The sequence below is a fragment of the Lapidilactobacillus salsurivasis genome (genome assembly GCF_054785215.1).
On sequence record NZ_BAAABI010000002.1, the window covers coordinates 1 to 13,050 of the forward strand.

The 13,050-nt window shown below is 49.6% G+C and carries 17 protein-coding genes; 15 read left to right on the plus strand and 2 right to left on the minus strand.

Annotated features, from left to right (window positions below; genetic code table 11):
- Nucleotides 1–90 precede the first annotated feature (90 nt).
- On the minus strand, nucleotides 91–228 hold the full coding sequence (locus ACYVSB_RS01950) for a hypothetical protein (protein ID WP_461218220.1): 138 nt from the start codon (nucleotides 226–228) through the stop codon (nucleotides 91–93).
- Nucleotides 229–509: 281 nt separating this feature from the next.
- Here ACYVSB_RS01950 and rimP point away from each other — a divergent pair, with 281 nt between their 5' ends.
- The 9 genes from rimP (at nucleotide 510) to hemW (ending at nucleotide 9,712) form a co-directional block, all read left to right on the plus strand.
- Nucleotides 510–983 carry a ribosome maturation factor RimP gene (gene rimP / locus ACYVSB_RS01955; protein WP_125596209.1) on the plus strand — a complete coding sequence of 158 codons (474 nt, stop codon included), beginning with the start codon at nucleotides 510–512 and terminating at the stop codon, nucleotides 981–983.
- A gap of 19 nt (nucleotides 984–1,002) precedes the next feature.
- Nucleotides 1,003–2,133: a transcription termination factor NusA gene (gene nusA, locus ACYVSB_RS01960; protein ID WP_461218221.1), complete on the plus strand. Its 1,131-nt coding sequence runs from the start codon at nucleotides 1,003–1,005 to the stop codon at nucleotides 2,131–2,133.
- An 11-nt stretch (nucleotides 2,134–2,144) separates the two neighbouring features.
- Nucleotides 2,145–2,444, plus strand: coding sequence for an RNase P modulator RnpM (gene rnpM, locus ACYVSB_RS01965; protein ID WP_461218222.1), 300 nt, complete (start codon nucleotides 2,145–2,147; stop codon nucleotides 2,442–2,444).
- A complete protein-coding gene (locus ACYVSB_RS01970) occupies nucleotides 2,441–2,755 on the plus strand; it encodes a YlxQ-related RNA-binding protein (protein WP_461218223.1) in 315 nt (104 codons plus the stop codon). Before rnpM ends, ACYVSB_RS01970 begins: the two co-directional genes overlap by 4 nt.
- Nucleotides 2,756–2,771: 16 nt before the next feature.
- Nucleotides 2,772–5,723 carry a translation initiation factor IF-2 gene (gene infB / locus ACYVSB_RS01975; protein WP_461218224.1) on the plus strand — a complete coding sequence of 984 codons (2,952 nt, stop codon included), beginning with the start codon at nucleotides 2,772–2,774 and terminating at the stop codon, nucleotides 5,721–5,723.
- Nucleotides 5,724–5,888: 165 nt separating this feature from the next.
- Complete coding sequence (gene rbfA, locus ACYVSB_RS01980; protein WP_125596195.1) at nucleotides 5,889–6,248, plus strand: 30S ribosome-binding factor RbfA; 360 nt, start codon at nucleotides 5,889–5,891, stop codon at nucleotides 6,246–6,248.
- A 225-nt stretch (nucleotides 6,249–6,473) separates the two neighbouring features.
- Nucleotides 6,474–7,379 carry a tRNA pseudouridine(55) synthase TruB gene (gene truB / locus ACYVSB_RS01985; protein WP_461218225.1) on the plus strand — a complete coding sequence of 302 codons (906 nt, stop codon included), beginning with the start codon at nucleotides 6,474–6,476 and terminating at the stop codon, nucleotides 7,377–7,379.
- 167 nt (nucleotides 7,380–7,546) lie between these two features.
- A complete protein-coding gene (gene ribF, locus ACYVSB_RS01990) occupies nucleotides 7,547–8,494 on the plus strand; it encodes a riboflavin biosynthesis protein RibF (protein ID WP_461218226.1) in 948 nt (315 codons plus the stop codon).
- A gap of 60 nt (nucleotides 8,495–8,554) precedes the next feature.
- Complete coding sequence (gene hemW, locus ACYVSB_RS01995) at nucleotides 8,555–9,712, plus strand: radical SAM family heme chaperone HemW (protein WP_461218227.1); 1,158 nt, start codon at nucleotides 8,555–8,557, stop codon at nucleotides 9,710–9,712.
- 35 nt (nucleotides 9,713–9,747) lie between these two features.
- Here the strand turns inward: hemW and ACYVSB_RS02000 are convergent, their stop codons facing one another.
- Nucleotides 9,748–9,930, minus strand: coding sequence for a hypothetical protein (locus tag ACYVSB_RS02000; RefSeq protein WP_461218228.1), 183 nt, complete (start codon nucleotides 9,928–9,930; stop codon nucleotides 9,748–9,750).
- A gap of 206 nt (nucleotides 9,931–10,136) precedes the next feature.
- Here ACYVSB_RS02000 and ACYVSB_RS02005 point away from each other — a divergent pair, with 206 nt between their 5' ends.
- From ACYVSB_RS02005 to grpE, 6 genes are all read left to right on the plus strand, one after another.
- The gene (locus ACYVSB_RS02005; RefSeq protein ID WP_461218229.1) at nucleotides 10,137–10,274 is read left to right on the plus strand and encodes a hypothetical protein; all 138 of its coding nucleotides are present in this window, start codon (nucleotides 10,137–10,139) and stop codon (nucleotides 10,272–10,274) included.
- A complete protein-coding gene (locus ACYVSB_RS02010) occupies nucleotides 10,255–10,443 on the plus strand; it encodes a hypothetical protein (RefSeq protein ID WP_461218230.1) in 189 nt (62 codons plus the stop codon). Before ACYVSB_RS02005 ends, ACYVSB_RS02010 begins: the two co-directional genes overlap by 20 nt.
- Entirely contained in the window at nucleotides 10,418–10,540 is a 123-nt protein-coding gene (locus ACYVSB_RS02015; RefSeq protein WP_461218231.1) for a hypothetical protein, read from the plus strand. Before ACYVSB_RS02010 ends, ACYVSB_RS02015 begins: the two co-directional genes overlap by 26 nt.
- Nucleotides 10,541–10,684: 144 nt before the next feature.
- A complete protein-coding gene (locus ACYVSB_RS02020; protein WP_461218232.1) occupies nucleotides 10,685–10,891 on the plus strand; it encodes a hypothetical protein in 207 nt (68 codons plus the stop codon).
- A 333-nt stretch (nucleotides 10,892–11,224) separates the two neighbouring features.
- Complete coding sequence (hrcA, locus tag ACYVSB_RS02025) at nucleotides 11,225–12,310, plus strand: heat-inducible transcriptional repressor HrcA (protein WP_461218233.1); 1,086 nt, start codon at nucleotides 11,225–11,227, stop codon at nucleotides 12,308–12,310.
- Nucleotides 12,311–12,333: 23 nt separating this feature from the next.
- Nucleotides 12,334–12,993 carry a nucleotide exchange factor GrpE gene (grpE, locus tag ACYVSB_RS02030; RefSeq protein WP_461218234.1) on the plus strand — a complete coding sequence of 220 codons (660 nt, stop codon included), beginning with the start codon at nucleotides 12,334–12,336 and terminating at the stop codon, nucleotides 12,991–12,993.
- Nucleotides 12,994–13,050 lie beyond the last annotated feature (57 nt).

The following is a 13,050-nucleotide window of genomic DNA, read 5'->3' on the forward strand; positions in this document are numbered from 1 at the left end:
CAGTTATCAATGACTACGTTTGGTAAACCGTCAATTGTTTCGATGTTCAAAATATCACCTCAAATATTCACCACCATTATAATCCTGTGGTCAAATATTGCCATTCGCCAAACCATAGAAAGAACCGATTATTCTTAGCGATTTATCGCTTAGAATAAGGCTCGATTTGAAGACAAGCCGCTGGGCTTGCGGATTGGCTTCAAACGATGCCCACCGCGTTCCAGCCACGACAAACGTCCTGAGGCGGTTGCGTCACCACCTACACCCACTATTTCTGCAATCAAGTGTAAGTTCAAGATAGGATTCAAGCCTTCTAATGTTTTCAAACAACACCCAGCGCAACTAATGCGCTGAGTCATTTACACGAAGCGATGATCCATCACGTGAATTCACCCAACAGAATGCTTGTTGTTGCAAGCATTCTGTGTTATACTATGGTCATGAATTGGTTCGAGTGAGCAGAAATGCTCACTCTTTTTATTGACCGATTTCCGAAAGGAGGTTAAGTTTTGAGTTCAGTCATCGAAACCGTTCGCACGCTCGTTATGCCGATCCTCAACGCTAACCATTTTCAATTAGTCGATCTAGAATACCAAAAGGAAGGTAAAAGCTGGTATCTCCGGCTTTATATCGACAAACCTGGTGGTATTGATATTGAAGAATGCGCGCTCGTCAGTGAGTTAGTCAGTGAAAAATTAGATGGAATGGATCCTGATCCGATTCCCCAAGCTTATTTCTTAGAGGTGTCTTCGCCGGGTGCGGAGCGGCCATTGAAGAATGAGCGTGATTATCAGAACGCCGTTGATCAATATATTCATGTTTCTTTGTATCAAGCTATCAATAAAGCCAAAGTTTACGAAGGCTATTTGCGTGAGCTAAGTGACACGGAATTAACGCTTGAGTACAAGGACCGTGGCCGGCAAAAGTCTGTGGTCATTTCACGGGAAAACATTGCGCAAGCACGTTTGGCAATCGAATTTTAGACGGAGAAGGGAAGACATCATGAACGATGAGATGTTAGGTGCTTTAGACGCACTGGAAAAAGAAAAGGGCATCAAAAAAGAAGTCGTTGTTGAAGCGATTCAGGCGGCCTTGGTTTCTGCTTACAAACGGAATTATGGCCAAGCGCAAAATGTCGAAGTTGATTTTGATAACAACAGTGGTAATATCCATGTTTATGCCGTGAAAAAAGTGGTTGAAGAAGTCGCGGATGATCGGCTGGAAATCAGTTTGGACGATGCGCTGAAGATCAACCGGGCTTATGAAGTCGGGGATGAGATCAAGCGCGAAGTCACACCGAAGAATTTCGGGCGGATCTCAGCGCAAACAGCCAAGCAGGTCATTATGCAACGGTTGCGTGAAGCGGAACGGTCCCAGATCTATAATGAATATACGCAATATGAGCACGAAATTATTCAAGGGACTGTGTTGCGCCGGGACAATAAGTTCATTTACGTGGATCTTGGCGACATCGAAGCCGTGATGGGCAAACAAGATCAGATTCCCAATGAAGACTATCAAGTTCACGATCGGATCAAAGTTTTTGTCAGCAAGGTTGAGAATACGACCAAGGGCCCGCAAGTTTTCGTTTCGCGGACGAACCCAGAATTGGTCAAGCGGTTATTCGAACAGGAAATTCCTGAAGTTTATGATGGCACGGTAGAAATCGTTTCGATCGCCCGGGAAGCCGGCGATCGTTCGAAGGTCGCCGTTCGTTCGACCAACCCCAATGTGGATCCGGTCGGCACTTGTGTCGGTCCTAAAGGTCAGCGGGTGCAAACAATCGTCAATGAGCTGCACGGCGAAAACATGGACATTGTTAAATGGGAAGAAGATCCTTCCGATTACATTGCCAATGCCTTGAATCCAGCCGAAGTAATCGCCGTTCAATTCGACGAAGCCAAGCGGGAATGTATGGTGATCGTTCCGGATTATCAACTTTCCTTGGCCATTGGTAAACGGGGTCAAAACGCCCGTTTAGCGGCGAAGTTGACCGGGTACAAAATCGATATCAAGCCAGAGTCCGAAGTTGAATTCGTTGACGATGATGGTGATGATGTGGACGCGCCAACAGATGCGCCAGCGTCAACCGAACCGGCCACTGATTCTGATCAAACGGACTCAGAAGCATAATTGGTGAAGTGATGAAGAAAAGAAAGATTCCCATGCGGAAAGATGTTCTAACGAATGAAATGCAGCCTAAGAAAAGTTTAGTGCGGATTGTTCGCAGTAGTGAAGGCGAGATCAGCCTTGACCCCACTGGCAAGAAACCGGGACGGGGAGCGTATGTTTCCTTGGACCCAGCCGCGGTTCAACAAGCCAAGGCTAAGAAAACCTTGGATAAAGTTTTTGGCCAGCCGATTTCAGCGGCTTTCTATGATGATTTGTTTGCCTATGTGGATCATCAAAAAGCCCGTCAAGAATTATTCGGAGCCCAAGAATGAGTGCACAAAGCGAACAGCAAACGAAGACCTTGAATTTATTAGGTTTAGCGCGGCGGGCCCAGCAGTTGGTCATGGGTGAAGGTTTAGTGGTGGAAGCGGCGCGTCACGGCCAGCTTCGGCTGATTTTTGTCGCCAGTGATTTGGGACCAAATACAATGAAACGAATCAAGAATAAAGCAAATTTCTATCAGATTCCCATGATCGAAGTTTTCTCTGCAGCGCAACTCACACATGCGATCGGCGCGTCACGTAAAGTGATCGGTGTTAAAGACGCCGGCTTCGCCAAAGGAATGGTGAGCTTGATGCAGTAATTAAGGAGTGTGAAATATGGGGAAGAAACGAGTTTACGAATTAGCAAAAGAATTGAATGTCGCCAGCAAAGATGTGATCAATGAAGCCAAGACTATCGGCCTCGATCTCAAAAACCATATGTCAACTTTGGATGACCAGCAAGCCCAACAATTGAGCCAGAAGTTAGGTCACCAGAAGTCAGTTAGTCCAGCGGCAGCATCTGCCAAGGCGCTGGCTAAGGCGCGGATCACGGCAGCTAGTTCCGACACGCCAGCGCTTAAGCCGGCGTCACAGCCAGCCCAGGAGAAACCGCAAGCGAGCGCACCGAAACCGGTCGCCAAACCAGCAACGTCTGCAGCCCAGCCAAGCGCGCCTGCCAGTGAAGCTAAAGGTCAAGCTAAAGCTGAGACTAAGGGTCAAGCTAAGAACGATGGTAAAACCAAGATCAAGATCACCGCGATCCGCCGCAATCGTTCAACTAACAATAATCACGGGCAAAATGGGGAACAGCGGCCAGCAAACCGCGGCCAGAATGGTCAACGAAATCAACGCCAGAATGGCACAAATGGGGATCGCATGAATAACCGTAATAACGGCACAAACAATTCTACCAATAATCGCAATCGTAATAATAATGGTAGTAATAACGGTGGGAACAACCGTTTCAACAACAACCGTTCGGCTCAATCCGAGCGAACCGCGGGGAATAATGGTCAACGCCGCAATAACGGTCAAGGCCAGAACCGCAATAATCAAAATCGCGGGAACACCAGCAGTCCACGACCAGCGGCAAATGCGGGGCTGCGTCACTTGCAACAATACAAGGAGCAAGCGGCGCAAACCCAGGCTTCGATCCAACAGGAACGTGCTGACGAACAACGCCGCGCGGAAAAGCAACGCCGTGACCAAAAGGCTAAAGCTAAGCAGGCGCAAGAAGCTCAAGTGAAACAGCAAGCCCAAGCGCGCGCTGAAGCGGCCGCTGAGAAGAAGGTTGCGGCAACCAAGCCAACGCCAACCACAGAAGTGAAAGAATCAGCGCAAACGACAGCCAAGAAACGTCCGGAGAAGGTTTTCACGCGTAACGCGGCGCCAAAACGTGAAGGTGGCTTCAACGCCAATGATCGGGACGGCTACAAGCCAAATCCACGCAAGCGCAATAAACGTAAGCAACGGGCGCAACAACGCCATCAGGTTGCTAAAGTGATGCCGCAACGGAAAGATCGGCCATTGCCAGAAGTGCTGGTTTATACCGATGGCATGAACGCCCAAGATCTGGGTAAACTTTTGCACCGGGAACCAGCGGAAATCGTGAAGAAGCTCTTCATGCTGGGCGTGATGACCAACCAGAACCAATCTCTTGATGGGGATACAATCGAGTTATTGGCGACGGATTATGGCATTGAAGCGCAGAAGAAGGTCGAAGAAGATCTTTCCGATATTGAAAAGATCGTCAAAGCAGAAGTCGCGAATACTGATTATCAGGCGCCGCGGCCACCAGTGGTCACCATCATGGGTCACGTTGACCATGGTAAAACCACCTTGCTGGATCGTCTGCGGCACACCCACGTGACTGCTGGCGAAGCTGGCGGGATCACCCAGCATATTGGGGCTTACCAAGTTAAGCTGAATGACCGTTTGATCACGTTCTTGGATACGCCAGGACACGCGGCCTTCACGAATATGCGGGCGCGGGGCGCTGATGTGACGGATATTGTTGTTTTAGTTGTGGCGGCTGACGATGGTGTCATGCCACAAACGATCGAAGCGATCAATCATGCTAAGGCAGCGCACGATCCGATCATCGTGGCGGTCAACAAGATCGATAAGCCGGGCGCGAACCCGAACCACGTGATGGAACAATTGACGGAATATGAATTGATTCCTGAATCATGGGGCGGCGACACGATTTTCGTCGAGATTTCCGCGAAAAACGGCACCAATATCGACGAACTGTTGGAAATGATCTTGCTGGAAGCCGATATTTTGGAATTGAAGGCCAATCCTAAACAACGGGCAGTCGGAACTGTTCTGGAAGCACGTTTGGACAAGGGTAAAGGCCCCGTCGCTTCATTATTGATCCAACAAGGGACCATGCATGTCGGCGATCCAATCGTCGTTGGTAACACCTTTGGGCGGGTCCGGGTCATGACCAATGACCACGGCCGGCGGGTCAAGACAGCCTTGCCATCAGAACCAGTGGAGATTACTGGGCTGAATGACGTGCCTGACGCCGCTGATCACTTCGCCGTCTTTGAAGACGAGAAAACAGCGCGGTCAGCCGGTGAAGAACGGGCGAAGCGCGCTCAATTGGCGGAACGGAACAAGGCGCATCGCGTGACCTTGGATAACCTCTTTGAAACGATGAAAGAGGGCGAACTCAAGGAAGTCAACGTGATCATCAAGGCCGACGTCCAAGGTTCGGCTGAAGCGTTAGCTGGTAGTTTGCAGAAGATCGATGTTGAAGGCGTTCGGGTCAATATCATTCATCAAGCCGTTGGGGCGATCAATGAAAGTGATGTTACCTTAGCGTCCGCAAGTAACGCGATCATTATTGGCTTCAACGTGCGGCCAACACCGCAAGCCAAGTCTCAAGCTGAAAGCGAAGACGTGGAAATTCGGCTACACAACGTCATTTATCGGGCGATCGATGAAATCGAAGCGGCGATGAAGGGGATGCTGGAACCTGTTTATGAAGAACAAGTTACTGGTGATTTGACGATTCGCGAAACCTACAAGGTCACCAAGTTAGGCACGATCGCTGGTTGTATCGTAAATAACGGCCTGATTCAACGGAATTCAGGCGTCCGCTTGATCCGCAATGGCATCGTGATCTATGAAGGCAAACTTGCGTCATTGAAGCGTTTCAAAGATGACGTTAAAGAAGTCCGTCAAGGCTTCGAATGTGGCGTGATGATCGAGAATTACAACGATCTTAAAGTCGATGATCAGATCGAAGCTTACGTCATGAAAGAAGTTCCCGCAAAATAATTTAAATAACCGACCGCTAACAACTCAAGAGTGCGAGCCAGCCCGGGTAGCTTCTGAGCATTAACCTAGCTAGGATTTTGGAGGCGGGTCTTTGCCTCCGGAAGCCTAGCGTAGTTAAGCGGAAGAAGCTGGGCTGGCGAGCACGTTTCAAAAAGGAGACCATGGATGAAACATCGTATTGGTCGTGTTGAACAGGAGATCCAACGAGAAGTCAATGACATTTTGTTGAAGCGCGTCCGTGATCCGCGGGTCGATGGGGTGACCATCACCGGCGTTGAACTGACCGGCGACCTGCAACACGCGAAAATCTTTTATAGTATTCTCTCCAACAAAGCCAGTGATGTTGAGAAGGCTCAAGCCGGTTTGGATAAGGCAACTGGTTTAGTTCGTAAAGAACTAGGCGGACGTTTGTCTTTGTACAAAACACCGGATTTGACTTTCGTTCAAGATGAATCTGTTCGTTACGGCGAACGGATCGATCAATTGATTCGCCAACTGGATGCCGAGAAGAAAGATCAGGACTAACACCTGAAAACACTAAAACCCCACTTCAGCTTAGAAGTGGGGTTTTTGGTGCCGTTGATTCTAGTTTTTTACCTGAGACGCGCTAGATTTGCGCCAGCGCTAACCTTGACGCCGGCGTGATTTAAAAACCGTCAGCGCCAATCAAATAAGTATCCACAACAACACCGGCTTTTTCTGTTATAATAAATGCATTGTTTTCTAAGTCAAGTTATGAGGAGAATTCGAATGGATGGCGTGATTCCATTGTACAAACCGCGAGGAATGACCAGCGCGGACTGTGTTTATCGGTTAAGAAAAATCTTGCATGAGCGGCGCATTGGCCATACCGGCACGTTGGATCCCGATGTGGATGGCGTTTTGCCGATCTGTGTGGGGCAGGCGACTAAACTGGTCAATCGGCTGTTGTCTGGGGGGAAGGTTTATCAAGGTGAGATCACTCTGGGCTTTGCCACCACCACCGAGGATCTGAGCGGAGACGAGGTTGAACGGGTCTTTCTGACACAAGCGCCGACTGAGGCCGAAGTGGATGCGGCCTTGATGAAACTGACTGGCGATGTGGCGCAGATTCCCCCGATGTTTTCAGCGGTCAAGGTCAACGGGCGCCGACTTTATGAGTACGCTCGAGCTGGCGAAACAGTGGAGCGGCCAGTGCGGCAGATCCACGTTTTTAGCTTCCAGCGGACGGCGCCTCTTGAATATGACGCGACTACTGGGGTGACGCGCTTTCCATTTACAGTCAGTTGCTCCAAGGGGACCTATGTGCGGACCTTGGCCACGGATTGTGGGCAGTTATTAGGGGTGCCGGCGGTGATGTCGTCCTTGCAGCGGTTGGAAAGCGGCGGCATCACCTTGGCGGAAACGGTGACCTTGGCGCAGGTCGAAGCAGCGATGGCCCAAGCTGACCTGGGCCCGGTTTTACGCCCGATCGAAACAGTATTAGCGGCCTTACCAGCTGTGCGACTGGACGCGGCCCAATGGCAACTGGTCAAAAATGGCGGCGCGATCACCTTGGCAAGCTCGGCGCCGGAAGTTACCCTGTTTTACGAGGATAAAATCAAGGCGATCTATCGTTATCAACCTAGTCGTCTAGGCAATTACAGCGCCGAAACCATGCTATTGGCCAATCAGTAGGGCGGGTGTCCGCTGATGTTAAAAGTTGACCCAGATATTTTCAAAGCTTGATTCAGCGCTTTCAAAATCTTTTCAGAATTTTCGAAGTATTGGGGCACTGTCATTTTAAAGTATTGTCAGCGTATTGTTAATTTGTTTGGTCACTGTTCAAGGAAGAGGGAACAATTATGGAAGTCATTCATTTAAGCTATCCATTTCAGGCAACAAAAATCGATCTGCGCTCTAAAGTCATGGCCCTGGGGTTCTTTGACGGGGTCCATCGTGGCCATCAAGCGGTGATCAAGACCGCGTTAGCGGCGGGACAGGCGGCGGATTTGCCGGTAGCGGTGATGACTTTTGATAAGTATCCGGGGATCGTTTTTCAGAAAGTCGATGCGGCGGACTTCACGTATTTGTCGACCTTGGAGCGCAAAATCGAATTGATGGCGGGGCTAGGCGTCGATTATTTATATGTGGTCGATTTTACCTCACAAGTGGGCCATTTAACGCCACAGAAATTTGTCGATCAATTCCTGGTTGGTTTAGGCGTGCAGGTGGCGGTGGCTGGTTTTGACTATACCTATGGGCCGAAAACCATCGCTGATATGGCTCATTTACCGGCTTATGCCCAAGACCGTTTCGAAATCATTGAAGTGCCGCAACAGCAATTGTTGGCCCATAAGATCTCATCTAGCGCTATTCGCGACGCGTTGGCTAGCGGTCAAGTTGATGCGGCGAATCACTTGCTGGGTTATGTGTATCAAACCTCAGGCATCGTGGTCCATGGCGAGGCGCGCGGCCGGACCTTGGGCTACCCAACGGCGAATATTCGCACGACTCACGGGGAGCGCTTGCCCGGCGTGGGGATCTATACCACCGAAATCTTGGTTCAGGGGCGTTGGTACCCGTCAATGACTTCGATTGGCCGCAATGTCACGTTTGGCGCTGACCATCCGCTGACCGTGGAATGTAATATTTTTGATTTTGATCTGGATATTTATGGTGAGACGGTCAAATTGCGCTGGTATCACTATTTACGGGGTGAAGTCAAATTTACCGGCGCGGCAGGATTAGTCGCCCAGTTACAAAAAGATGCCCAACAGAGTCGCGCTTTTTTGGCCGCGGACAAGGCTTAAAATGTTCGTTAAAATCAGCGCGGCAGTCATTTTCAAAGTGTCCGAATAGGAGGAACGCACATGGTAGCACAGGTTAGTCGCCAACAGGCCGCTGTCTATATTCATATTCCTTTTTGTGATCATATTTGTTACTATTGCAATTTCAACAAGGTGCTGATCAATGGGCAACCGGTCCATGATTATTTGGTGGCGTTGCTGGCCGAGATCCGTTTGACCTTGGCTCAATATCCCGATGTGGCCATTGGCACCATTTATTTCGGCGGCGGCACCCCCAGCGCCTTACCTGCGGCGGAGCTGGACTTCCTCTTGACCGGTGTTCAGGAATTGTTGCCATTTCACGGTCAAGAAGTGACCTTTGAGGCCAATCCCAATGACCTCCTTGATGACACCAAACTCGCCTTGCTTCGGTCCCACGGCGTCAACCGGCTCAGCATCGGGGTCCAGTCATTCAATGACACCGTTTTGAAAAAAATCGGCCGTACCCATACGGCGCGTCAGGCGGTCCAGGCGGTGGAACAGGCCCAACAAGCTGGTTTTGACAACATTTCCATTGACCTGATCTATCGCTTGCCGGGTCAGGATCTGGTTGATTTTCAACGCAGTTTGCGTCAGGCCTTGGCGCTGGAAATTCCTCATTACGCGACCTATTCGCTGATTTTAGAACGCAAAACAGTTTTCTACAACTTGATGCGCCGGGGTAAATTACAGCTGCCCAGTCAAGATATGGAAGCGGATATGTATCAGCTGGCAATGGACACGTTGAACGCCCATGGCATCGAACAGTACGAGATCAGCAACTTTGCCCGACCGGGTTTTCAATCGCAACATAACCTGGTCTATTGGCATAATGAGCATTATTTTGGTTTTGGCGCCGGCGCGTCGGGCTACTTGGGGCAAACTCGGTATCAGAATTTCGGCGCGATCCAACAATACTTGCAGCCCTTGGCTCAGGAACGATTACCGATCCTAACGGCGGAGCAGATCACCACTGATCAACAAATCGAGGAGCAACTTTTCCTCGGTCTAAGGCTAAACGCCGGGGTGGAAAAAGCCCGCTTTCAGGAACGTTTCGGCCGTTCGATCTTGGCGGTTTATCCCCAGGTGATCCCCCGGTTGATCCAGCAGGGGTTGCTGGTCGATCTGGGGCCTGCTTATGCGCTGACTGAGCGCGGTCGGTTTGTTGGCAATGATGTTTTCGCTGATTTCATGTTGGTTTGATTTGCAGGTGTGGTTTTGGTTTTGAAAAGTGGCGGTCACGCCGCTTTTTTTGCTTTGATTGCAGATGTGGTTGGGTGTTGCGCGTGAGCGCAACCGGGTCGGGCCATTTGTGCGGCTGGAACGCAGTGGGCGTTGTTTTGAGCCAATCCGCAAAAACCGCGGCTTGTCTCAAAATCAAGCCTTATTCTAAGCGGCAAAGCCGCAAAGAATAATTTCACTGCTGAGCCGCATGGCCCGACCCGGTTGCTGAACAGAATTGAGCCTATCTACAATCGGATTTGAATATCTGACGAAGTACTTTTGCAAGTGTAGTGGTCAAAGCCATCACACTTTTTTCGTGGTACAGAATAACAACGGATTTTGAATCAGGCGGTCGGTATCTTTTGCGTAGGCTGAACAGTTCCGTTTGTTTCTTTAACAATTCATGGGTGGAAACCGACCGATTCAACGGACTGATCAAGAACTTGACTCAGTTTATCAAGCAGACTATCCTGGTGTCACCAATTTAAAGCTGGTAACTATTAACCATGGTCGTCAGTTGCGTGGCTCCCCATCAATTTAACAATAGCTTACAAGATGGCGTGAGCGCTCAAACGGCTGTTAAAACGTTGAGCGGCTGGAGCGGAGAAATTCGGGGTGAGATCGCCGTGAAATTGGTCTTAGTGGCTTTGCCACTTAGACCAAGGCTCAGCTTTGAGATTTTCGGTGGTTTTCCGAAAAGCTCAAAGTGACGCCCACAGCGAGCTCACCCCGAATTTCGCAGCGCAAGCCGCGGTCGAACAAATGACCTTTTTGGGTGATACGGCAATGCCAACGGATTTGGATTAGAAGGTCGGGACATTTTGCGTAAGTGGAACATCTTTATCCGCTCCATAAACAATCATTGGTTGGAAAAAAACCGATTCAGGTGATTCACTGAGAACTAGTCCGGTTTATCAAGCAGACTATCCTGGTGTCACCAATTTAAAACTTGTGACCACTAACCACGGTCGCCAATTGCGTGGCTCCTTATCAATTGACCATAGCTTGCCAATCGGCGTGAGCGCTCAAACGACTGTTATAACGTTGAGCGGCTGGAGCGGAGCGTGGCGTTGGTGGTTCGTTTGCTCGTTGGCGGAAGGTCGGGCTGGGGGTGAGTCAGCCGCGATATTATTGTTGGCGATTTATCGCCTACAATAAGGCCGAGCTTGAAGATTTTCGGTGCACTTCCGAAAAGCTTCAAGTCGTGCCCGCAGCGTTCCACCACCCCCAGCCCGACCTGGAGCCCTACCACATCTGCCCACCACCAACGCCACGCGCAGCGCAAGCCGCGGGCAAACTACTTTATCTAGTCTGAGCATGGGTTGAGTCCCATCGACAATCAGGGCGGAGAAGCTCATCGGTCCCCGGTCTGATTTCACGTTTTTTTAAAGAAAAATGGTGCGTTTCCTTGACTTTAAAAGCCGCGGTTGGTATATTTTATAGTGTTGTTAGCACTCATAACAATCAAGTGCTAAAAAAGAGGTGATAACTATGCCGACCAAACGTCAGGCACTGATTTTGGCAGAGATTGTTCGTATTTATAACGAAACAGGACAGCCTGTTGGTTCCAAGACATTGATGGGTCAATTGCCGTTCCACATCAGTTCCGCCACGATTCGTAATGAAATGGCGGCGCTGGAAGATGATGGGTTGATCATGAAAAATCACACATCATCGGGACGGATCCCATCAACGGCTGGTTATCGTTATTATCTCGATCATTTGCTGCAACCGACCGCGGTCTCGCCGCAGGTTTTTGATAAAATCGCGGCGAACTTTGACCACGATTATCATGAAATCGATGAGATCGTCAAGCAATCCGCGACGATTTTATCAAATTTGACCAATTACACCACGATTTCACTGGGACCGGAAAGCGCCAATGTGACGTTAACTGGGTTTCGGGTGATTCCGTTGGGTCATGATCAGATCATTGCCATTTTGGCGACCAGCGCTGGGACGGTGGAAAGTCGCGTTTATCGGTTGTTGCATTTGATCAGCTCCGACGATTTGGAGAAGGCCGTCCGGATCATTAATGATCAACTGGTCGGCTTGCCTCTGGCTGTCGTGAAACAAAAACTCGCCAGTGAAATTCCCCAATTGTTGACGAAATATTTGCATTCTTCGACTGGTTTTATCGATTTGTTTGGTGATGTGTTGAAGCGGGCGGCCTCGCAACATTTCTATGTGGGTGGTCGTTCCAATCTCCTGAGTTTCGCCCAACCGACCGATCTTGATCAGCTGAAGAGTGTGTATCAACTGCTTGACAAGGAATCGATCTTGCCATCGTTATTGGATCTGGATCAGTTGGCCGCGGCGAAAAATCCGCAAGATCCGCAACAAGTTCTAGGTCCGATTTCCGTCCGCTTAGGCGACGAATTCAATAATTCGCTGCTTAGTGACTATGGTTTGATCACGGCCAAGTATCATGTGGGTCAGCACGGGGATGGCGTGATCGCGATTCTCGGGCCCACCAGCATGCCCTATTCGCAACTGATTGGGTTGTTACAACTTTTCAGCGATGAATTGGTTAAGAAGCTAGTTGAGTATTACGGCTATTTTCACGATGATAGCTAGTTTAAATCAAAGGAGTGACGGATTTGTCCGCTAAGACAAACAAACAACCTGAGCAGCCAGTTGAATTTCCATCTGAAAAAGACGCGAAATTCGCAGAACAGGCGAAACAGGCTAAAGAAAGTAAGAAAGCCGCCAAAAAGGCGAAGCAGCAAGAATCAGTGAAGCAAGTAATCGAGGATCTGAATGATGAAGATCTGAAAGAGGTTATTGCCACTGATCCGGCTGTGTTAGAACAAAAAGTGGCGGATCTAACCGCGAAGAATGAGGATTTACAAGATCAATGGTTGCGTGCCCAGGCTGAAATCCAGAACATGCACGCGCGCCATGAGAAAGAACGCGAAACCCAAGCGAAATACGCGGCCCAAAAGTTAGGCACGGCGATTTTACCAGTGGTGGATAACTTGGAGCGGGCGTTAGCTGTTAAAGTGGAAGGCGAATCAGCGCAGCAACTGCACAAGGGTGTGGCGATGGTGCTGGATCACCTACAAGCAGCTTTGCAAGATAACGCCATTACCGCGGTTGGTCAGGTCGGCGAACCATTTGATCCTCATTATCATCAGGCCGTGCAAACGGCGCCAGCCGACGCTGAACATCCAGCGGACACGATCTATCAGGTCCTGCAAAAGGGCTATTGCCTGAAAGATCGCACGATCCGGCCAGCGATGGTCATCGTGGCCAAATAGCCGCGTTGAGCGAACTTGTTTCAATCAAAGTCAATTAATTTTTAAATAATAAGTGAG